General features: G+C 56.8%; 18 protein-coding genes. 8 read left to right on the top strand and 10 right to left on the bottom strand.

What is annotated here, in order from left to right; genetic code table 11:
- Positions 1 to 33: 33 nt before the first annotated feature.
- Positions 34 to 885, bottom strand: a complete 852-nt coding sequence (gene tsf, locus ACW9E7_RS02750) for a translation elongation factor Ts (protein ID WP_014882627.1) — start codon at positions 883 to 885, stop codon at positions 34 to 36.
- Between the two features lie 117 nt (positions 886 to 1,002).
- Entirely contained in the window at positions 1,003 to 1,728 is a 726-nt protein-coding gene (gene rpsB, locus ACW9E7_RS02745; RefSeq protein ID WP_003856207.1) for a 30S ribosomal protein S2, read from the bottom strand.
- A 321-nt stretch (positions 1,729 to 2,049) separates the two neighbouring features.
- Here rpsB and map point away from each other — a divergent pair, with 321 nt between their 5' ends.
- From map to ACW9E7_RS02725, 4 genes are all read left to right on the top strand, one after another.
- Positions 2,050 to 2,844, top strand: coding sequence for a type I methionyl aminopeptidase (map, locus tag ACW9E7_RS02740; protein ID WP_023310454.1), 795 nt, complete (start codon positions 2,050 to 2,052; stop codon positions 2,842 to 2,844).
- Positions 2,845 to 2,907: 63 nt separating this feature from the next.
- Complete coding sequence (gene glnD / locus ACW9E7_RS02735) at positions 2,908 to 5,583, top strand: bifunctional uridylyltransferase/uridylyl-removing protein GlnD (protein ID WP_274242095.1); 2,676 nt, start codon at positions 2,908 to 2,910, stop codon at positions 5,581 to 5,583.
- Positions 5,584 to 5,615: 32 nt separating this feature from the next.
- Positions 5,616 to 6,440 (top strand): 2,3,4,5-tetrahydropyridine-2,6-dicarboxylate N-succinyltransferase, encoded by an 825-nt coding sequence (gene dapD, locus ACW9E7_RS02730; protein ID WP_008501915.1) that lies wholly within the window; start codon positions 5,616 to 5,618, stop codon positions 6,438 to 6,440.
- 111 nt (positions 6,441 to 6,551) lie between these two features.
- On the top strand, positions 6,552 to 6,938 hold the full coding sequence (locus ACW9E7_RS02725) for a DUF3461 family protein (protein ID WP_014168696.1): 387 nt from the start codon (positions 6,552 to 6,554) through the stop codon (positions 6,936 to 6,938).
- Positions 6,939 to 7,030: 92 nt separating this feature from the next.
- On the opposite strand, the gene ACW9E7_RS02720 is transcribed toward ACW9E7_RS02725, so the two are convergent.
- From ACW9E7_RS02720 to dgt, 3 genes are all read right to left on the bottom strand, one after another.
- Positions 7,031 to 8,188, bottom strand: a complete 1,158-nt coding sequence (locus ACW9E7_RS02720; RefSeq protein ID WP_458727223.1) for a CdaR family transcriptional regulator — start codon at positions 8,186 to 8,188, stop codon at positions 7,031 to 7,033.
- Between the two features lie 146 nt (positions 8,189 to 8,334).
- A complete protein-coding gene (degP, locus tag ACW9E7_RS02715; RefSeq protein WP_024907518.1) occupies positions 8,335 to 9,771 on the bottom strand; it encodes a serine endoprotease DegP in 1,437 nt (478 codons plus the stop codon).
- 131 nt (positions 9,772 to 9,902) lie between these two features.
- Entirely contained in the window at positions 9,903 to 11,417 is a 1,515-nt protein-coding gene (gene dgt / locus ACW9E7_RS02710) for a dGTPase (protein WP_458727222.1), read from the bottom strand.
- A gap of 82 nt (positions 11,418 to 11,499) precedes the next feature.
- Here dgt and mtnN point away from each other — a divergent pair, with 82 nt between their 5' ends.
- Genes mtnN through ACW9E7_RS02695 form a run of 3 tightly spaced genes read left to right on the top strand, consistent with a single transcriptional unit; the run spans position 11,500 to position 13,642 of the window.
- Positions 11,500 to 12,198, top strand: a complete 699-nt coding sequence (mtnN, locus tag ACW9E7_RS02705; RefSeq protein WP_115876408.1) for a 5'-methylthioadenosine/S-adenosylhomocysteine nucleosidase — start codon at positions 11,500 to 11,502, stop codon at positions 12,196 to 12,198.
- On the top strand, positions 12,191 to 12,991 hold the full coding sequence (gene btuF / locus ACW9E7_RS02700; protein ID WP_111963999.1) for a vitamin B12 ABC transporter substrate-binding protein BtuF: 801 nt from the start codon (positions 12,191 to 12,193) through the stop codon (positions 12,989 to 12,991). The genes mtnN and btuF overlap by 8 nt, the downstream gene beginning before the upstream one ends.
- 27 nt (positions 12,992 to 13,018) lie before the next feature.
- Positions 13,019 to 13,642, top strand: a complete 624-nt coding sequence (locus tag ACW9E7_RS02695) for a TRIC cation channel family protein (protein ID WP_458727221.1) — start codon at positions 13,019 to 13,021, stop codon at positions 13,640 to 13,642.
- Positions 13,643 to 13,734: 92 nt separating this feature from the next.
- On the opposite strand, the gene erpA is transcribed toward ACW9E7_RS02695, so the two are convergent.
- Together erpA and clcA are read right to left on the bottom strand one after the other, a co-directional pair.
- Complete coding sequence (erpA, locus tag ACW9E7_RS02690; RefSeq protein ID WP_008501923.1) at positions 13,735 to 14,079, bottom strand: iron-sulfur cluster insertion protein ErpA; 345 nt, start codon at positions 14,077 to 14,079, stop codon at positions 13,735 to 13,737.
- 79 nt (positions 14,080 to 14,158) lie between these two features.
- Entirely contained in the window at positions 14,159 to 15,559 is a 1,401-nt protein-coding gene (gene clcA / locus ACW9E7_RS02685; RefSeq protein ID WP_421626958.1) for a H(+)/Cl(-) exchange transporter ClcA, read from the bottom strand.
- Between the two features lie 177 nt (positions 15,560 to 15,736).
- Between clcA and hemL the strand changes: the two genes are divergently transcribed.
- Complete coding sequence (gene hemL / locus ACW9E7_RS02680; RefSeq protein WP_458727220.1) at positions 15,737 to 17,017, top strand: glutamate-1-semialdehyde 2,1-aminomutase; 1,281 nt, start codon at positions 15,737 to 15,739, stop codon at positions 17,015 to 17,017.
- Between the two features lie 93 nt (positions 17,018 to 17,110).
- Here the strand turns inward: hemL and fhuB are convergent, their stop codons facing one another.
- The 3 genes from fhuB to fhuC are packed head-to-tail and all read right to left on the bottom strand — an operon-like array spanning position 17,111 to position 20,777.
- Entirely contained in the window at positions 17,111 to 19,093 is a 1,983-nt protein-coding gene (gene fhuB, locus ACW9E7_RS02675) for a Fe(3+)-hydroxamate ABC transporter permease FhuB (RefSeq protein ID WP_458727219.1), read from the bottom strand.
- A complete protein-coding gene (gene fhuD / locus ACW9E7_RS02670) occupies positions 19,090 to 19,980 on the bottom strand; it encodes a Fe(3+)-hydroxamate ABC transporter substrate-binding protein FhuD (protein WP_458727218.1) in 891 nt (296 codons plus the stop codon). Before fhuD ends, fhuB begins: the two co-directional genes overlap by 4 nt.
- Entirely contained in the window at positions 19,980 to 20,777 is a 798-nt protein-coding gene (fhuC, locus tag ACW9E7_RS02665; protein ID WP_458727217.1) for a Fe3+-hydroxamate ABC transporter ATP-binding protein FhuC, read from the bottom strand. Before fhuC ends, fhuD begins: the two co-directional genes overlap by 1 nt.
- Positions 20,778 to 20,825 lie beyond the last annotated feature (48 nt).

Raw genomic sequence — 20,825 nt, 5'->3', positions numbered from 1 at the left:
AGAAGCCGCCCTCAGGCGGCTCCTTTTCAATCATTAAGACTGCTTGGACATTGCAGCAACTTCTGCTGCGAAGTCAGTCTCAACTTTCTCGATGCCTTCGCCCACTTCGAAGCGGATGAAGCCAGTTACGTCAGCGTTGTGCTCTTTCAGCAGCTGAGCAACAGACTTGCTTGGGTCCATTACGAATGGTTGGCCAGTCAGAGAAACTTCGCCGGTGAATTTCTTCATGCGGCCTTCAACCATTTTCTCTGCGATTTCTTTTGGTTTACCAGACTGCATCGCGATGTCCAGCTGAACCTGGTACTCTTTCTCTACCACTTCAGCAGACACGTCTTCTGGCTTAACGAATTCTGGCTTGCTTGCAGCGATGTGCATTGCCAGCTGTTTAACCAGCTCTTCGTCAGCGCCTTTAGCCGCAACCAGAACACCGATACGTGCACCGTGCTGGTAAGAGCCCAGAACGTCACCTTCCAGCGAAGATACGCGACGGATGTTGATGTTCTCACCGATTTTAGCAACCAGCGCAACACGTTCTTCTTCGAACTGTGCTTTCAGAACTTCAACGTCAGTGATTTTACCAGCAACAGCTGCGTCCAGAACTTTGTTAGCAAATGCCTGGAAACCGCCATCTTTAGCAACGAAGTCAGTCTGGCAGTTAACTTCCAGAATGATGCCGTAGTTGCCGTCGATCTTAGTGATGATCACGCCGTCAGCAGCAACGTTGCCTGCTTTTTTAGCTGCTTTGATCGCACCGGATTTACGCATGTTTTCGATTGCCAGCTCGATGTCGCCGTTCGCTTCAGTCAGCGCTTTTTTGCAATCCATCATGCCTGCGCCAGTACGCTCGCGCAGCTCTTTTACCAGGGATGCGGTAATTTCAGCCATTCTTAAATCCTCGGGAGATGTGAACTGCCCGGCCGGAGGCCAAACAGTGTAAATTGAAAAAAGGGGCCGGTAATGGGCCCCTATTCATACACGGTACTAATAAGGGGTAAAACCTTATTATTCAGCTTCTACGAAGCTTTCTTCCGCCTGAGAAGCCAGATCCTGGGAACGGCCTTCACGAACGGTAGCAGCTACAGCGCTCAGGTACAGGCTAACAGCACGGATTGCGTCGTCGTTACCCGGGATAACGAAGTCAACACCGTCCGGATCGGAGTTGGTATCAACGATAGCGAATACCGGGATACCCAGGTTGTTAGCTTCTTTGATTGCGATGTGCTCGTGGTCTGCATCGATTACGAACAGCGCGTCTGGCAGGCCGCCCATATCTTTGATACCGCCCAGGCTGTTTTCCAGCTTGTCCAGTTCACGAGTGCGCATCAGCGCTTCTTTCTTAGTCAGCTTGTCGAAAGTACCGTCCTGAGACTGGGTTTCCAGATCTTTCAGGCGTTTGATGGACTGACGAACAGTTTTCCAGTTGGTCAGCATGCCGCCCAACCAGCGATGGTTCACGAAGAACTGGTCGCAGCTGTTAGCAGCATCTTTCACAGCTTCGCTTGCAGCGCGCTTAGTACCAACGAACAGAATCTTACCTTTACGGGAAGAGATCTTGTTCAGCTCAGCCAGGGCTTCGTTGAACATTGGTACAGTTTTCTCAAGGTTGATGATGTGAACTTTGTTACGTGCGCCGAAGATGAAAGGCTTCATTTTCGGGTTCCAGTAACGGGTCTGGTGACCAAAGTGAACACCAGCCTTGAGCATGTCGCGCATGGAAACAGTTGCCATGTTTAAAACCTCTATATTGAAAGTTGGGGTTATGCCTCCACGTATCCCATATTACCGACCCCGAAGGGCACCCCGGAATATGTGCCGATACGTGTGTGTTGTTACACAAAGTGAGATTTGTCGCTTCCGTCCAGCCTGTGTATCTGAGATGGATCGGAAGTCCGGCGCGCTTTATACCACAAAACACGACCAGAAACCAACAGTTGTTGGCGGAGTGTGCTGTTAATGATTCTCAATTTGGCACGGAGCGTACCTGACTGATACCATTGACGACACTTAGACTAGTATTGTCGAAAAAATCGACACCGATGGACAGATTACATGGCTATCTCTATTAAGACACCTGAAGAAATTGAAAAGATGCGCGTCGCCGGTCGTCTGGCCGCGGAAGTGCTGGAAATGATCGAGCCGTTTGTGAAGCCGGGCGTCAGCACCGGTGAGCTGGACCGAATCTGTAACGACTATATCGTGAACGAGCAGCACGCGGTTTCCGCCTGCCTCGGCTACCACGGTTTCCCGAAATCCGTCTGCATCTCTATTAATGAAGTGGTGTGTCACGGTATTCCGGACGATGAAAAACTGCTGAAAGACGGCGACATCGTTAACATCGACGTGACCGTCATTAAAGACGAATACCACGGTGACACCTCAAAAATGTTCATCGTTGGCAAGCCGACTATTCTTGGCGAGCGTCTGTGCAAAGTGACGCAAGAGAGCCTCTATCTGGCGCTGAAAATGGTTAAACCGGGTATTCGCCTGCGTACCATAGGTGCGGCAATCCAGAAGTTTGTGGAAGCGGAAGGTTTCTCCGTGGTGCGCGAGTACTGCGGTCACGGCATTGGTCGCGTCTTCCATGAAGAACCGCAGGTCCTGCACTATGATGCAGATGACGGCGGCGTGGTGCTGCAAAAAGGCATGACCTTTACCATTGAGCCGATGGTCAACGCGGGTGACTATCGCATCCGTACCATGAAAGACGGCTGGACGGTGAAAACCAAAGACAGAAGCTTGTCTGCGCAGTACGAGCATACTATTGTGGTAACAGACAACGGCTGCGAAATTATGACGTTGCGCAAGGATGACACCATCCCGGCGATACTGACGCACGATGAATGATAAAAAAGCCGGCAAATGCCGGCTTTTTTAATGGCTATAGCTTTTTCTTATGGGTGGCGCACGATGAGTAATCTTTTACCCGAACAGTATGCTAACACAGCACTTCCCACCCTCCCCGACCAGCCCGATAACCCGGGCGTCTGGCCGTCGCACGAGCTGACCTGTGCCGGCATCAAGGCGCACATGGATGTCTTTCACCGCTGGCTGGGCAGCGCATTTGATGCGGGCATATCGGCAGAACAGCTGATTGAGGCGCGCACCGAATTTATCGACCAGCTGCTGCAGCGCCTGTGGATCGATTATGGGTTTGGGCAAATCAGCGATGTTGCGCTGGTTGCCGTCGGGGGCTACGGCCGCGGTGAGCTGCATCCGCTTTCCGATATCGATCTGCTGATCTTGAGCCGCAAAAAGCTGCCGGACGAACAGGCGCAAAAAATTGGCGAACTGCTGACGCTGCTTTGGGACGTGAAGCTGGAGGTGGGCCACAGCGTGCGCACCCTGGAAGAGTGTCTGCTGGAAGGGTTATCGGACCTGACCGTCGCCACCAACCTGATTGAAACCCGCCTGCTGATTGGTGACGTTGCCCTGTTCCTGGAGCTGCAAAAACACATCTTCAGCGACGGCTTCTGGCCGTCAGAAAAGTTCTTCGCCGCGAAGGTCGAGGAGCAAAACCAGCGCCACCAGCGCTATCACGGCACCAGCTATAATCTTGAACCCGATATAAAAAGCAGCCCCGGCGGCCTGCGCGACATCCACACTTTACAGTGGGTCGCCCGCCGCCATTTTGGCGCCACCTCGATGGACGAGATGGTCGGCTTCGGCTTTTTAACCGAGGCCGAGCGTAACGAGCTAAACGAGTGCCTGCACCTGCTCTGGCGCATCCGCTTTGCCCTGCATCTGGAAGTTACGCGCTACGATAACCGTCTGCTGTTTGACCGCCAGCTCAGCGTGGCTCAGCGCCTGAATTACCAGGGCGAAGGTAACGAGCCGGTTGAGCAGATGATGAAGGATTTCTTCCGCGTCACCCGCCGGGTGACCGAGCTGAACCAGATGCTGTTGCAGCTGTTCGACGAGGCCATTCTGGCCCTGACGGCCGACGAAAAGCCGCGCCCGATTGATGACGAATTCCAGCTGCGCGGCACGCTTATCGATCTGCGCGACGAAACATTGTTCATCCGCGAGCCGGAAGCGATCCTGCGGATGTTCTATACCATGGTGCGCAACAGCACCATCACCGGGATCTATTCCACCACCCTGCGCCATCTGCGTCATGCGCGCCGTCATCTGACGCAGCCGCTGTGCTATATCCCGGAAGCGCGTTCGCTGTTCCTGAGCATGCTCCGCCACCCGGGTGCCGTAAGTCGTGGGCTGCTGCCGATGCACCGTCACAGCGTGCTGTGGGCCTATATGCCGCAGTGGTCGCACATCGTCGGGCAGATGCAGTTCGATCTGTTCCACGCCTACACGGTGGATGAACACACGATCCGCGTGATGCTCAAGCTGGAGAGCTTTGCGAAAGAAGAGACGCGCTCCCGCCACCCGCTGTGCGTGGAGCTGTGGCCGCGCCTGACCCATCCGGAACTGATCCTGATTGCCGCCCTGTTCCACGATATCGCCAAAGGTCGCGGCGGTGACCATTCGGTGCTGGGCGCGCAGGACGTACTGAAATTTGCCGAACTGCACGGCCTGAACTCGCGTGAAACGCAGCTGGTGGCCTGGCTGGTGCGCCATCACCTGCTGATGTCGGTCACCGCGCAGCGTCGGGATATTCAGGACCCGGAAGTCATTAAGCAGTTCGCCGAAGAGGTTCAGACTGAAAACCGTCTGCGCTATCTGGTCTGCCTGACGGTGGCCGATATCTGCGCCACCAACGAGACCCTGTGGAACAGCTGGAAGCAGAGCCTGCTGCGCGAGCTGTACTTCGCCACAGAAAAACAGCTGCGCCGCGGGATGCAAAACACCCCGGATATGCGCGAACGCGTACGCCATCATCAGCTGCAGGCGCTGGCGCTGCTGCGGATGGATAACATTGATGAAGAGGCGCTGCATCAGATTTGGGCCCGCTGTCGCGCCAACTATTTTGTCCGCCACAGCCCAAACCAGCTGGCGTGGCACGCGCGGCATCTGCTCAAGCACGATCTGTCCCAGCCGATGATCCTGCTGAGCCCGCAGGCCACCCGCGGCGGGACGGAGATTTTCATCTGGAGCCCGGACCGCCCTTATCTGTTTGCTGCGGTCTGCGCCGAGCTGGACAGGCGTAATCTGAGCGTTCACGACGCGCAGATCTTCACCACCCGCGACGGTATGGCGATGGACACCTTTATCGTGCTTGAGCCGGACGGCAGCCCGCTCTCGGCGGACAGGCATGAAGGGATACGTTTTGGTCTGGAGCAGGCGATTACCCAGCGCAGCTGGCAGCCTCCGCAGCCGCGTCGCCAGCCTGCGAAATTGCGCCACTTTACCGTCGATACCGAGGTCAATTTCCTGCCGACCCACACCGACCGAAAATCGTTCCTGGAGCTGATCGCGCTCGACCAGCCAGGGCTGCTTGCCCGCGTCGGCCAGGTTTTTGCCGATCTGGGAATTTCGCTTCATGGGGCCCGAATTACAACGATTGGCGAGCGAGTAGAAGATTTATTTATAATCGCCACCGCCGACCGGCGTGCCCTTAATAATGACCTGCAGCTTGAAGTGCAACAACGGTTGACAGCAGCCCTCAATCCAAACGATAAAGGGTGATATGTTTTTTAGTGAAATGGAAAGAGTAAACAATGCAGCAGTTACAGAACGTTATTGAGTCCGCTTTTGAGCGTCGCGCCGAGATTACCCCGGCAAATGTGGATACCGTGACCCGTGAAGCGGTAAACCAGGTGATTTCCCTTCTGGATTCCGGCGCGCTGCGCGTGGCAGAAAAAATCGACGGTCAGTGGGTCACTCATCAATGGCTGAAGAAAGCCGTACTGCTCTCTTTCCGCATCAACGATAACCAGGTTATCGACGGAGCAGAAAGCCGCTACTTCGATAAAGTGCCAATGAAATTCGCTGACTACGACGAAGCGCGTTTCCAGAAAGAAGGATTCCGCGTGGTACCGCCTGCGGCGGTTCGCCAGGGTGCGTTCATCGCACGTAACACCGTGCTGATGCCATCCTACGTGAACATCGGTGCCTACGTTGACGAAGGCACCATGGTCGACACCTGGGCGACCGTCGGTTCCTGCGCGCAGATCGGTAAAAACGTTCACCTGTCCGGCGGCGTGGGCATCGGTGGTGTTCTGGAGCCACTGCAGGCTAACCCGACCATTATCGAAGACAACTGCTTCATCGGCGCGCGCTCTGAAGTGGTTGAAGGCGTGATCGTTGAAGAAGGCTCCGTGATCTCCATGGGCGTTTACATCGGTCAGAGCACCCGTATTTACGACCGTGAAACCGGTGAAGTTCACTACGGTCGCGTTCCGGCGGGCTCCGTGGTGGTTTCCGGCAACCTGCCGTCAAAAGATGGCAAATACAGCCTGTACTGTGCGGTTATCGTGAAGAAAGTGGATGCGAAAACGCGCGGTAAAGTGGGCATCAACGAATTGCTGCGCACCATCGATTAATCGGGTATAACAAAAAGCGGGGGCAACCCCGCTTTTTTTATATCTGAGGGTGGCGAAAATAGATTTTTTCGTTAATTATTCAAAGGTTATGTTGAGATCAAGGGTACCGCTATGTACGATAATCTGAAAAGTCTGGGCATTACCAATCCTGATGAAATTGATCGTTACAGCCTCCGTCAGGAAGCCAATAACGATATTCTGAAAATCTATTTTCACAAGGACAAAGGAGAGTTTTTCGCCAAAAGCGTGAAGTTTAAATATCCACGCCAGCGTAAGACCGTTGTGGCTGACGGTGTAGGACAGGGCTACAAAGAAGTACAGGAAATCAGCCCTAACCTGCGCTATGTGATCGATGAACTCGATCAGATCTGCCAGCGCGACCGCACCGAAGTCGATCTCAAGCGTAAGATCCTTGACGATCTGCGTCACCTTGAAAGCGTTGTAACAAATAAGATCAGCGAGATTGAAGCGGATCTTGAGAAATTAACGCGGAAATAAAAGCAAAACGGCAATCCTTGATTGCCGTTTTTAGTGTTTGCGCCCTCTCCCCGTCGGAGAGGGATGGGGTAAGTGCACCAGACCGCACTCAGTCATCTCTGTTCGTCCAGCTGAAGCGCCACATACAGCAGCAGCCTGTCGTCAAAGTTTCCCAGATCCAGCCCCGTCAGCTCTGAAATCCGGTTTAACCGATACTCAAGCGTATTGCGGTGAATAAACAGCGCCTTTGAGGTCGCCAGCGGCTGCACGTTATGGCGGAACCACGCCTGCAGCGTCCGGCGCAGCAGGCCGTTGTTGTCCATGGCTTTCAGACGCGCCAATGGCCGCGCCAGCTCATTGGCCTGCCAGCCCCCGCGCAGGCTGTCGAGCAGCACCGGCAGCATCAGATCCTGATAGAAATAACTGCGGCTCTCCGGCATCCGCTGCTTGCCCACCATCATGGTGGTTCGCGCGGTACGCCAGGAGCGGGCGATACTGCCCGGCCCGGTAAAGTAGTTGCCCAGCGCAACGCGAAAACGCAGCTGACCATTCTCCTTCATCCGGGAGATCAGCAGCTCCACGCGACGACGATGATCGTCCGCATCCCAGCGGCCAAACGCATTGAGCGCCGGTTTGAGCACCACCATTTCCGTCAGAGAAACGATCGCCACCAGGTTATCGCGCTCCGGCGTCGCCAGCGCATTTTGCAGCTGCTGCAGCTCGGCCATCGCGCTGTCCACGCCAAGCTGGCCGCTATCGACCTCAATCACCGCCACCACGCGCGGCTGGTTTAGATCGATCCCCAGACGCTGGGCCCATTCACTCAGTGCAGGCGTATGCTCTTCCGCCTGAATAAGGTTCATCACCAGCTCTTCGCGCAGGCGGCTGTCCTGAGCGAGCAGGTGCATCAGGCGCGACTGTTCCAGCATCATCTCTGCCGTCATGCAGACCAGCTCACCATATTTTCGCAGCGACTCGGGCTCGCCGGTGAGGCCGATGACCCCCACAATCTCACCTTCAAGGCGCAGCGGTAAATTGATGCCCTGACGGACGCCGTGCAGGTGTTTCGCTACCGCATCGTCGATATCCACTACCCGCCCCTGAGAAAGCACGAGCAGCGCACCTTCGTGCAATTCCCCAATACGCTCGCGATCGCCGCTGCCGATAATGCGCCCGCGAGCATCCATCACGTTGATATTGGTATCAATGATGCACATGGTGCGCGCCACGATATCCTGCGCCATTTTGGTATCAAGATGCCAGCCAGCCATGCAACCCTCCCGTGAGCAGAGCTCAAGCATAGGGAAGTTCAGCTGCGGCTGCATTGTGCAAATGCACAAAGAGAGAGGGAAAAGTATGGAGTTGTGGTTACAGTCACAGAAACGAGAAAGCCCCTGCGAACAGGGGCTTCAGAGGATTACTGCATCAGCAGATAAAGAGAGGTATCACCACGCTGGATATTCAGCGCCAGCACGGAAGGCTTGCTGTCGAGAATTTTGCGCAGTTCAGCGATGTTTTTAACCGGCTGCTGGTTAGCGCCCATGATCACATCGCCTTTTTTCAGGCCGATACGGGCTGCCGGTGAATTCGCTTTCACGTTATTCACCACCACGCCTTTGTCTGCGCCTTTATTGCTCATCTCGGCACCTTCAATCCCGCTGAAGATGGTGCTGGAATCCACCTGATTCTGGCTGCTCTGCTGCAGCTCCAGGCTCACGTTAACCGGCTTACCGTCGCGCAGCAGGCCGAGGGTCACTTTACTGCCAATCGGCATTGAGCCCACTTCGGCGCGCAGGGCGGCAAAGCTGCTGATCGGCTTACCGTTCAGGGAGGTGATCACATCCCCTGCTTTAATGCCCGCTTTCGCCGCAGAGGAATTCGGCATCACCTGGCTGACGAATGCCCCGCGCTGGGCGTCAACTTTCATCGCCTTAGCCAGTTCGGAGTTCAGCTCCGTACCGAGGATACCCAGCTCGCCGCGTTTCACCTGGCCATACTGCACCATCTGCGCGGTCAGGTTTTTCACCATGTTACTTGGGATAGCAAAGCCGATCCCGATGTTGCCGCCGTCCGGTGCCAGGATAGCGGTGTTGATACCGATCAGCTCACCGTTGAGGTTCACCAGCGCACCGCCGGAGTTACCGCGGTTAATCGCTGCATCCGTCTGGATGAAGTTTTCATAGTTTTCGGCATTGAGGCCGCTACGGCCCAGTGCAGAGACGATACCGGATGTCACGGTTTCACCCAGACCAAACGGGTTACCGATCGCCACGGTGTAGTCACCCACGCGCAGCGCGTCGGAGTCGGCAATTTTAATCGCCGTCAGGTTTTTCGGATCCTGGATCTGGATCAGCGCGATGTCGGAGCGCGGGTCTTTGCCGACCACTTTGGCGTCAAACTTACGGCCATCGCTCAGCTGAACCTTAATGCTGTTAGCGTTATCGACAACGTGGTTGTTGGTAACGACGTAGCCTTTCGCTGCATCAATGATTACCCCCGAGCCAAGCGCCATGAATTTCTGCTGCTGGCCGCCGCCCTGGCTGTCATCCCCTGCACCGCCGCCCTGACAGAACGGAGAGCTCTGGAATGGCGAACCGTCCTGGCAGAACGGCGAATTGTCGCCGAAGAACTGCTGGAAGTTACGCGGCATACGCGGCGTATTGACGGTCGTGCTGCCCTCAACGTTAATACTCACCACCGATGGCATCACTTTTTCGAGCATCGGTGCCAGGCTTGGCATCTGCTGCGCGGTTGCTGCCGACGACGCGGTCTCGGCTGCAGTAGCAGTCAGAGGAGACAGCGCTAAACCTAAACTCAGAGCCAGTGCACTCATTGCTAATGTGGTTTTTTTCATGTTTCTCAATCTCGATTTACAGGTAACGCAAAATTGCTGTGTAACTCAGATTCGTTTTATACCGCTTAGTTCCGGCGATAAGTTTATGGAAAAGGTAAAAATTTATTGGCCGTCTTTACAAAACTCCGGGATTATTCCACCGCCATCAGCTTGCGGTATTCATCCCAGGCATACAAATCCGTCATACCGCTGATATAGTCCTGGATAAGACGGCAGCGATAATAATATTCCATTACCGGCCATTCGGGAGAGTTGCGTTCCAGCTTGCCAATCGCTTCGACATACGCCAGACGATGCCGGGTAGAGAGTTTTTGATAAAGCCGCGATTCGATGGGTATTCTGCGCACGCGCTCGTGTTCCACGAGCTCGCTGAATTCATCGACCGACAGCTGAAGCAACGGGGAATAAATTTCCAGTAACCCACTGATTACCCGATAGCCCTGCAGCTCTAGCTGCTCGACATCCGGATGGCTGAATACATGCCGCATCGCAACATGTTTATAAAGCTCAAGGAGCTGGCTGAAACTGCTGTCATCTTCCAGCAGCGCGTGGTTGAATTCCCCGCTGAAAATGAGCGGCAAATTATCAATAAAGCGCGACGCCGCGTATGGCACCAGTTTATTTAATGTATTGACCCGCAAATACATAAAGAACTGGTCTTCCGTACTGCGGCTTAATGTATTTGACCGCGATTTTTCCCAGGCATTTTCGACAACCTGCGCAAACAGCGAGCCTTTTTCGTGAGTACCCCAGGCCGCATAAAGATGCTGATAAAGCTCCTCGACGCTGAAAATTCTTTTCTCAACGGCATCTTCCAGATCGGCCACGCAATAGGAGATATCATCGGCGGCTTCCATAATCCAGGTCAATGGAAAACGACCGTTTGGCGTCAATGAAAGTTCTTTACGCAGCCGCTCAATATAGGCCTCTTCGGAAAGGTAATAGCCCGGTTTTTTCATTAAATAACTGTGGGACGCGGGGGGATCCCCCATCCACCACGCGGGGCGCGTATATTTTAGAATGCAGCCGACCTGTGCCCAGGTCAGGTTCATGCGCATCAGGGAGTGGACCAGACGGATCCCCTGCGCGTTGCCTTCAAAATGACAAAGATCCTGACGTATCTTGCGGCGCAGATCGTTCAGCCCCTCTTCGCCTTCACGCAGGCGTAAATCGCGTACGATGCAGCGATCGTCGCTCAGCGGCTGGCTCACCGCATCCGAAGGGTAAAGCCGTTGTTTAAACCAGTCATTGATAGCCGCCTCACCAAAGTGACCGAAAGGCGGGTTGCCGATGTCATGCATCAGGCAGGCCATCTCAACGATGCTCTCAAAAGGCCCCGTCAGCTCGTCCAGACCATAGGTTTCCAGTAAACGCTGCTCTTTGAGACGGCTCAAAACCTCCTTGGCAATGTAGCGCCCGACCTGCTGCACCTCCATGGAGTGGGTTAAACGCGTGCGCACCGCGGCGTTACGTTCCAGCGGAAAGACCTGGGTCTTTTGCTGCAGACGGCGGATGGCGGGCGAGTTAACGATCCGCCCGCGATCGCTTTCAAAGATACGCAGGATCTCATGTTCGCTCTTGTCGCCCTGCGGCGAACGGAAACGTCGGTGCCAGTTAATTTTGGTGCGAAAATCGATTGGTGACATGTGCTCCCCCGCGTGAGAATGCGTTTCCCCTTAACCGCATGATAGACTATGCATCTTAACAAGGCACATCGCGAGTAAATCTATGAAAATCGGCATTATTGGTGCAATGGAAGAAGAAGTTACGCTCCTGCGTGACAAAATTGAGAACCGTCAGACCCTCTCTCTGGGTGGTTGTGAGATCTATACCGGTCAGCTAAACGGTGTTGACGTGGCTCTGCTGAAATCAGGCATCGGTAAAGTCGCTGCGGCGCTGGGTGCCACCCTGCTGCTTGAGCGCTGCAAGCCGGACGTAATCATTAATACCGGCTCTGCGGGCGGCCTGGCGCCGACGCTGAAGGTGGGTGATATCGTTGTTTCCGACGAAGCGCGCTATCACGATGCGGACGTCACCGCGTTCGGTTACGAGTACGGCCAGCTTCCTGGCTGCCCGGCAGGATTTAAGGCTGACGACAAACTGATTGCGGCGGCAGAGACCTGCATTGCGGAGCTCAACCTCAACGCGGTACGCGGTCTGATTGTCAGCGGTGATGCGTTCATCAATGGTTCCGTGGGTCTGGCGAAAATCCGTCATAACTTCCCTCAGGCGGTAGCCGTTGAGATGGAAGCGACCGCGATTGCTCACGTTTGCCATAACTTCAGCGTACCGTTTGTGGTGGTTCGCGCCATCTCTGACGTGGCAGACCAGCAGTCCCACATCAGCTTCGACGAGTTCCTGACCGTTGCGGCAAAACAGTCCACCGTGATGGTGGAACGCCTGGTGCAGAATCTGGCACGTGGCTAAACATACCCTCAGGGCGCTTGCCGCCCTGCTTCTTTTCGCACCGCTGTGGCTCTATGCGCTACCGCGCGTAATTACCCTCTCTCCCGCGAATACGGAACTGGCATTTGCCGCCGGGATCACTCCCGTTGGCGTGAGCAGCTTTTCGGATTACCCACCGCAGGCCGCGGGTATTGAACAAGTGGCAACCTGGCAGGGGATGAACCTTGAGCGCATCGTGGCGCTTAAACCGGATCTCGTGCTGGCCTGGCGTGGCGGCAACGCCGAGCGGCAGGTCAACCAGCTCACTTCCCTTGGCATAAAGGTGATGTGGATAGATGCCGTCAGCATTGAGCAGGTCGCTCAGGCGCTCCGCGCCCTGGCACCCTATAGCCCTACCCCCAAAAAAGCAGAGGCCGCGGCAAAACAGATGCTGAGCGACTATGCGGCGCTGAAATCCCGATACGATACCCCTGTTAAAAAGCGCATCTTCCTTCAGTTTGGCAGCCAGCCGCTGTTTACCACCGGGAAAGGGTCGATTCAGAACCAGGTGCTGGAAGTCTGTGGCGGTGAAAACATCTTTGCAGCCAGCCGGGTGCCGTGGCCTCAGGTAAGCCGTGAGCAGGTTCTGGCGCGCCAGCCACAGGCCATCGTCGTGGTCGGAAATGCGAGCGAAATTCCCAAAATTGAGCAATTCTGGCAAAGACAGCTAAAAATACCGGTGATACCTCTCAACAGCGACTGGTTTGAACGCGCCAGCCCGCGTATTATCCTCGCCGCAAAACAGCTCTGTGCCGCGCTGGCAGAGAGTCACTAACATAAGACCCTTTTCGAGGATTTAACGATGCTCGTTTATTGGCTGGATATTCTTGGCACAGCCGTTTTTGCTATCTCCGGCGTCCTGCTCGCCGGAAAACTACGCATGGATCCGTTTGGCGTGCTGGTGCTGGGCGTCGTGACCGCCGTGGGCGGCGGGACTATCCGCGATATGGCGCTGGCGAATGGGCCGGTGTTTTGGGTGAAAGATCCGACCGATCTGGTGGTCGCAATGGTCACCTGCCTGTTAACCATTGTGCTGGTTCGCCAGCCCCGCCGATTACCAAAATGGATATTACCGGTACTGGATGCCGTCGGTCTGGCCGTGTTTGCCGGTATTGGCGTCAATAAGGCGTTTAATGCGGGCACCGGTCCGATGGTGGCAATCTGCATGGGCGTATTAACCGGCGTGGGCGGCGGCATCATTCGCGACATTCTGGCGCGTGAAGTGCCGATGATCCTGCGTACTGAAATTTACGCGACGGCCTGTATTGCGGGCGGCATTGTTCACGCGACCGCGTACTACACCTTTGCAATTCCGCTGGAAAACGCCGCAATGCTGGGGATGGTCGTGACGCTGGTGATACGTTTAGCGGCGATACGCTGGCACCTGAAGCTGCCGACGTTTGCGCTGGATGATAATGCAAGATAAAAGCAAAACGGTAACCGTCAGGTTACCGTTTTTAGTATTTCTCCCTCTCCCTGTGAGAGAGGGCCGGAGTGAGGGCATCAGCCCGCACTCTCTTAGATGCTGAACGAAGACCCACACCCGCAGGTGCTTGTGGCGTTCGGGTTGGTCACCACAAAGCGCGAACCTTCCAGACCCTCGGTGTAATCCACCGAACCGCCTACCAGATATTGCAGGCTCATCGGGTCAACCACCAGCGCGACGCCCTGTTTCTCGATAGTCATATCGCCATCGTTAACCTGGTCGTCAAAGGTAAAACCATACTGGAAGCCGCTGCAGCCACCACCGGTAATATAAACACGCAGTTTCAGATCCGGATTGTCTTCGTCGGCAATCAGGGTTTTCACTTTGTTGGCTGCTGCTTCGGTAAATTCCAGCGGCACAGCTACGTCATCACTCATCTTATGCTCCCATGAATACTGCTATTGGGTAAAATTCACCCAATTCTTTTCGTCATTATCTAATACCCTGGTAATTCATTCAAGTATTCTGCGCGGCGGCCCGCTCCGCCTCTTGTTTTGCCAGAGTACGCGCAAGGATGGTGGAGTATAGCGGTTTTCCACCCAGGAACTGGGCTAATAGTGTCGCGCCGAGACAGGTAATGATCATTGGCAAAATGAGCTGGTAATTGTCCGTCATCTCCAGCACCAGCACGATCCCGGTCAAGGGCGCACGCAGGGACGCGGCCAGCAGCGCCCCCATTCCGGCCACCGCAAAGGTCCCGGCTTCAAGGTGATAGGCGGGAAAGCCCACTTCGGCCGCCATACCAAATGCGGTGCCGAGCAGCGTACCCAGCGCCAGCATCGGGGCAAAAATCCCCCCGGGCGCGCCGGAAGAGAAGCACAGTACCGTCGTGATAACCCGGGAGATAAACATAAACAGCAGCAGACCCACGCTGAAATTCCCCGCCGCCGCAATGGGAATCAGCCCGAACCCGCCGCCTGCGGCATTCGGCTCGATAAACCCGAGTACGCCGCACATTCCACCCAGCAAACCGCCCATCAGCACCCATTTCGTGGTGTTCCCGCCGTGAATGCGCTGGAACATATCCTGAGCGCGCAGGATAAAGGTGTTAAACAGCGGCCCCACCACGCCAAAAATCATGCCGAGGATCAGGTAAAGCCACAGGGTGTTGACCGGCGCGTTGGTGAGTTTACCCACCTCTATGACCGCGCCCTCGCCATTAAAGATGCGAAACACGATGCTCGACATAATGACGCCGGTAAACACCGCTTTAATCGAGATCAGGTTGTAGCGGAACTGCGCGCGCATCTCTTCAATAATAAACAAAATGCCTGCCAGCGGCGCGTTAAACGCGGCGGAAAGCCCCGCCGCCGCGCCGGTTGCCAGCAGCGTATGGCGCGCTTCGGCGCTTCGCATCCGAAACAGATCGCCCACCATGCGGCCGACGTTTCCCCCCAGCTGTACCGTGGGTCCTTCCCGTCCAAGCACCATTCCCGCGCCCAGAGTCCCCATGCCGCCGATGAACTTAACCGGAATCACCCGCCACCAGCGCACCGGACGCAGCTCCTCGAGCGCGCCCTCAATTTCCGGGATGCCCGATCCCCCCGCCTCCGGCGCGAATTTACGCACCAGAAAATACCCCACCATGGCAAACAGCGCGGACAGCCCGAATGCCCACACCCAGACCAGCCATTCGCTGTCGGCGAAACCGGCCACGGTGCCCACTCGCCAGTTGAGCACGGCATTAACCGCTTTTTCAAACGCCACGCCCACCAGCCCGGCGAGTGTTCCCACCACGGCAGCAGCCAGAAGGATCGCCAGCGGCGTTTTATCGCGGTTAAGCAGCCGCCGAATGCTGATTCGGTGCTGAGCGCGCGTAAACTGTTGTTCTTCAAAAGACGGAGAATCTGATTTCATGTCCTGTTCTTATTCGTCATACAAAAAGCTGCGAGGATTTTACCAGAGACTGCCCTACCGTCTCCTGAAAATTACTTAACAAATCTTAAAGCATTACCCGGCTAAAAATTTCATAACCATCCCCGAATCACTTAGAATAGTGGGCTTAACCATTTTATACGAACCAGGAACGACGCCATGAGCAAGTCTGAAAACCTCTACAGTGCAGCCCGCGAGCTTATTCCGGGTGGCGTGAACTCACCTGTGCGCGCCTTCACCGGCGTGGGCGGTACGCCGCTGTTTATCGAACGTGCTGACGGCGCGTATCTGTATGATGTCGATGGCAAAGCCTATATCGATTACGTCGGCTCCTGGGGCCCGATGGTGCTGGGTCACAACCACCCGGCTATTCGTAACGCGGTAATTGAAGCCGCCCAGCGCGGCCTGAGCTTCGGCGCGCCAACCGAAATGGAAGTGAAAATGGCGGAGCTGGTGACTGAACTGGTGCCTACCATGGACATGGTGCGTATGGTGAACTCCGGTACCGAAGCCACCATGAGCGCCATCCGCCTGGCGCGCGGTTTTACCGGCCGCGATAAAATCATCAAGTTTGAAGGCTGTTACCATGGTCATGCGGACTGCCTGCTGGTGAAAGCCGGTTCCGGCGCGCTGACGCTCGGCCAGCCGAACTCCCCGGGCGTACCGGCAGATTTCGCGAAGCACACCCTGACCTGCACCTACAACGATCTTGCTACCGTTCGCGCGGCGTTCGAGCAGTATCCGCAGGAGATCGCCTGCATCATCGTTGAGCCGGTTGCCGGCAACATGAACTGCATTCCACCGCAGCCTGACTTCCTGCCGGGCCTGCGTGCCCTGTGCGACGAGTTCGGCGCGCTGCTGATCATCGATGAAGTCATGACCGGCTTCCGCGTGGCGCTGGCGGGTGCCCAGTCTTACTACAACGTCGAGCCGGACCTGACCTGCCTCGGCAAAATCATCGGCGGCGGCATGCCGGTCGGCGCATTCGGTGGGCGTAAGGACGTGATGGAAGCTCTGGCGCCAACCGGCCCGGTTTACCAGGCGGGCACGCTCTCCGGTAACCCAATCGCCATGGCGGCGGGCTTTGCCTGCCTGACCGAAGTGGCTCAGCCAGGCATTCACGAAACCCTGACCGACCGTACCACGCAGCTGGCAAACGGCCTGCTGGAAGCGGCAGAAGAGGCCGGCATTCCGCTGGTGGTTAACCACGTAGGCGGGATGTTCGGGATTTTCTTCACCGACGCGAAAACCGTGACCTGCTATCAGGACGTGGTGAAGTGCGACGTTGAACGCTTCAAGCGCTTCTTCCATCTGATGCTGGAAGAAGGCGTCTACCTGGCACCGTCCGCATTCGAGGCGGGCTTTATGTCCGTGGCGCACAGCGAAGAAGATATCAATAACACCATTGACGCGGCGCGTAAGGTGTTTGCGAAACTGTAAGATGTGCGGCTTGATGCCCTCACCCCAACCCTCTCCCACGGGGAGAGGGAGCAAACACTAAAACGGCAATCAAAGGATTGCCGTTTACTTTTATTACCGACTCTGCTTTCTCAACAGATAAATAAAGTACGGCGCACCTATAAAGGTCGACAGCAGACCCGCCGGGATCTGATACGGGAACAGCACCATTCTTCCGCACCAGTCCGCGAACACCAGCATCACCCCGCCCGTCAGGGCCGACATGACGATATGCGGCATCGTCCGGCGAAATCCCATCATTCTGGCAATGTGCGGCGCCATTAACCCGACAAAGCTCAGCGGTCCAATCGTCAGGGTTGCCGTCGCCGTCAGGCACGCCGCCAGCAGCAGCAGGGCCACGCGCGCTGGCGTCAGCGCCATTCCCACCGCGCGCGCGGTTTCGCCGCCGAGCGGCAGAATGGTCATCCAGCGGCGGCACAGCGGCACAAACGCCAGCAGCACGAACATCGAGATCCCGGACCAGATTACCTGGCTGCCGGTGGCGTTGTACGTTGAGCCGGAAATCCAGGTCAGGATCTTCGCCATACGCGGATCGCCGCTCGCCTGCAGCATCATCAGCAGCATCGTGAACGCGGTGCTGAGCGCCATCCCCGCCAGCAGCATGCGGTGCGGTGAAAACCCGCCGCGACCGGCGGCAATCAGGATAATCATCAGCGTAACTGCCGCACCGAGACTGCCGGCAGGCATCAGCCAGCCAAACGCATTCCCCGGCACAAAGAATAGCATCAGCACCACGCCAAAGGCGGCGCCGGAGCTGATCCCAAGCACTTCCGGGCTCGCCATCGGGTTGCCGGTAAGACGCTGAATAATGCACCCCGCTACCGCCAGCATTACCCCTGCGATCAGCGCAGCAAAGATACGCGGCCAGCGCCACTGCAGCAGGTCGTTGAGTAAATCGCCCGTTGCCCAGTGCCAGCCCGAGGCATCGCGTCCGAATGAGAGCGCCGCGAACGAGGCGATAATCAGCACCGCCAGACCGGCAAGGCTAAACCACAGCACCGACTGACGTTCAGCGTAGACTTTGTCGCCAGCGTCCATCGCCGGTGCGCTCATGCTGCGCAGGCGCGGGAGCAGCCACAGCAGCAGCGGCGCCCCGATAAGCGCGGTCACCGAGCCGGTGGACACTTCCCTCCAGACCTGCGCCAGCCAGAGAACAAGCTGATCGGAAAGCCAGAGGATCAGGGCCCCAATCAGCGGCGCCAGCATCAGACGCGCCAGCAGGCGACGCGCCCCGAGCATTTTCGCCAGCAGCGGCGCAAACAGGCCGATAAACCCGATGATGCCGACCGCGTTTACCAGCAGGGCGCTTAATACAATCGCCAGCGTCAGCGCCGCCAGACGAGCCAGCGACAGCGCCAGCCCCAGGTTACGCGCCACGCCATCATCCAGCCCCATGAGCGTCAGAGGGCGCAGGAGCAGCAGCGTCAGCACGACACCGCCAGCCAGCTGCGGCCACAGGTGCAGGACAACGCTCCAGTCGGTTTGGGTGAGCGTGCCGGTACTCCACAGGAACATGCTTTGCAGCCGATCGTGATGGAACAGCACCAGCAGCTGGTTAATCGCCCCGCAGTACAGGCTCACCACCAGCCCGGCCAGAATAAGCGTCACGGGAGAAAGGCGCTTGCCCCAGGCCACGCCAAAGACCAGCGCGCCCACCACGCACGCCCCCGCGAGTGCCGCAAACTGCGAGGTTAACGCTCCCGGCAGCGCCCACAGCGTGGTGATGGTGATCCCAAGCTGCGCGCCGGTCGCGACGCCGAGCGTGGTTGGCTCTGCCAGCGGGTTACGTAAAACCTGCTGGAACAGCACGCCCACCAGCCCTAAGCCGGCCCCGACCAAAAGGGAGATCGCCAGACGCGGCAGCAGGCTGTAGTGGAACAGCATCTGCTGAATATTGTTGATATCCGGCGAGGCCAGAGCGGCCCCCCACTGCGCGCGTGGTAAGGCCGCGGAGAGGTTGAATCCGGTTAATACCAGCGCAACCAGAAAAAGCAGGGATAACAGCAGCGCCGGGAAGTGGGCGATACGCGTACTCATGCTTTACCTCCCAGGGCGTTATCCAGCACGCGGGCAAAATGCATGGCCGAAAGCGTCGCACCGTAGAACCAGACCGCCGGGGCGCGCTGGAAGCGCTTCTCGCGTACAAACGGCATCGCCTGCCAGAGCGGGGTCGCCATCAGGGTTTGCATGTCGCGTTCGTTACCGTGGTCGAAACAGAGCACGTCCACATCGCGAAACGCCGCCAGACGATCGATACCCACGGCGGTACTGCCCCAGAAGGTCATCTCCCCTTCCCAGGCATTGCGAATGCCGAAGCTGTCCAGCACCTCCTGGAACAGACAGTTTTTACCGAAAACCAGCATATGGCGGGCATCCAGCAGCGTCACCATCAGCAGCGGACGATCGCCCCGGTGAGCAAAGCGCGGCTTCAGCGAGTCTATCAGGGCATCAAATTCGTCGAGATGCTTTTTGGCCTCCGCTTCGCGGTTGAGGAAATGCGCCATCTCGTTAATCGAGTTTTTCGCCACGGCCAGCGGTTTTTTACCGTCGCTGAAAGCAAATCCACGTCCTGGCGCAATGCGCGCAATAGTCTCCTCTGACGGGCCGTAGCCCGCTGACCAGAACAGGAACGAGGGTTTCATCTGGGTGAGAAGCTCAAGGTTTGGCTCCGTTCGCAGACCGACGTCGATTACCGAGTCCGGCAGCTTTGGCTCGTTCACCCAGAGGTTATAGTTAGGAATGTCCGCCACGCCATAGGGCGTGACGCCGAGCGCCATCATCAGTTCAACCGGCAGCCACTCCAGGGCCACAATACGGTGCGGATCGACGGCGGCGGCACGCGCCGTATTCATTTTTAACAGCAGCGGCGAGAGCGCCATCGCCGTCAGCAGGCGACGGCGGCTAATGCGTGTGTTATTCAGCATCAGTAGACAAAGCTCACCGGTGCAGCCCCGGCCGGGTGAGGCAGAATACCCATCGGAATACCGTAAATATGTTCCAGCGTTTCGCTGCGCATCAGCTCGGCCGGTGTCCCCTGGGCAATCATCTCGCCCCCGCGCAGCGCGACGAGGTAGTCACAATAGCGCGCGGCCATGTTGATATCGTGCAGGACCGCAATGACCGTCAGGCCACGTTCCTGGCTTAAGCGGTGCACCAGCGCCAGCACGTCGACCTGATGGGCAATATCCAGCGCGGAGGTTGGCTCATCCAGCAGCAGGCAGCGGCTGTCCTGCGCCACCAGCATCGCAATCCACGCGCGCTGGCGTTCGCCGCCGGACAGGCTATCCACCAGACGGTGCGCCAGCGGTTTCAGCCCGACCAGCGCAATCGCCTCTTCCACTTTCTCTCTGTCAGCAACGCCAAAGCGCCCAAGCGCCCCGTGCCAGGGATAACGCCCAATTGCCACCAGCTCACGCACCGTCATCCCTTCCGCCTGCGGCAGCTGCTGCGGCAGATAGGCCACTTTGCGGGCAAAGGCTTTACTGCTCCAGCTCTCCAGCGGTTGGTCATCCAGCAGAATATCGCCTTCTGAAGGCGGCTGATGGCGCCCCAGCATCTTGAGCAGCGTGGATTTACCGGAACCGTTGTGACCAATCAGTCCCGTCACTTTACCGGCCGGAAACGTCAGAGAGAGCGGATGCAGCAGCGTGCGCCCGGGTACGCGAAAGGAGAGATGGTTGAGCGTAAAGGTGGTGTCGGGTTGCGTTTGAATATCCTGCATATCAGCCAACTTAAATAAAAAGGGCACGGCGAACCGTGCCCGAAGAGA

Source organism: Enterobacter sp. H2G27 (genome assembly GCF_054403075.1).
This window is presented reverse-complemented; position numbering and strand designations above follow the sequence as displayed.

Coding starts and splice junctions, on each gene's coding strand:
- tsf (WP_014882627.1), bottom strand. CDS start 885: ATGGCTGAAATTACCGCATCCCTGGTAAAAGAGCTGCGCGAGCGTACT.
- rpsB (WP_003856207.1), bottom strand. CDS start 1,728: ATGGCAACTGTTTCCATGCGCGACATGCTCAAGGCTGGTGTTCACTTT.
- map (WP_023310454.1), top strand. CDS start 2,050: ATGGCTATCTCTATTAAGACACCTGAAGAAATTGAAAAGATGCGCGTC.
- glnD (WP_274242095.1), top strand. CDS start 2,908: ATGAGTAATCTTTTACCCGAACAGTATGCTAACACAGCACTTCCCACC.
- dapD (WP_008501915.1), top strand. CDS start 5,616: ATGCAGCAGTTACAGAACGTTATTGAGTCCGCTTTTGAGCGTCGCGCC.
- ACW9E7_RS02725 (WP_014168696.1), top strand. CDS start 6,552: ATGTACGATAATCTGAAAAGTCTGGGCATTACCAATCCTGATGAAATT.
- ACW9E7_RS02720 (WP_458727223.1), bottom strand. CDS start 8,188: ATGGCTGGCTGGCATCTTGATACCAAAATGGCGCAGGATATCGTGGCG.
- degP (WP_024907518.1), bottom strand. CDS start 9,771: ATGAAAAAAACCACATTAGCAATGAGTGCACTGGCTCTGAGTTTAGGT.
- dgt (WP_458727222.1), bottom strand. CDS start 11,417: ATGTCACCAATCGATTTTCGCACCAAAATTAACTGGCACCGACGTTTC.
- mtnN (WP_115876408.1), top strand. CDS start 11,500: ATGAAAATCGGCATTATTGGTGCAATGGAAGAAGAAGTTACGCTCCTG.
- ACW9E7_RS02695 (WP_458727221.1), top strand. CDS start 13,019: ATGCTCGTTTATTGGCTGGATATTCTTGGCACAGCCGTTTTTGCTATC.
- erpA (WP_008501923.1), bottom strand. CDS start 14,079: ATGAGTGATGACGTAGCTGTGCCGCTGGAATTTACCGAAGCAGCAGCC.
- clcA (WP_421626958.1), bottom strand. CDS start 15,559: ATGAAATCAGATTCTCCGTCTTTTGAAGAACAACAGTTTACGCGCGCT.
- hemL (WP_458727220.1), top strand. CDS start 15,737: ATGAGCAAGTCTGAAAACCTCTACAGTGCAGCCCGCGAGCTTATTCCG.
- fhuB (WP_458727219.1), bottom strand. CDS start 19,093: ATGAGTACGCGTATCGCCCACTTCCCGGCGCTGCTGTTATCCCTGCTT.
- fhuD (WP_458727218.1), bottom strand. CDS start 19,980: ATGCTGAATAACACACGCATTAGCCGCCGTCGCCTGCTGACGGCGATG.
- fhuC (WP_458727217.1), bottom strand. CDS start 20,777: ATGCAGGATATTCAAACGCAACCCGACACCACCTTTACGCTCAACCAT.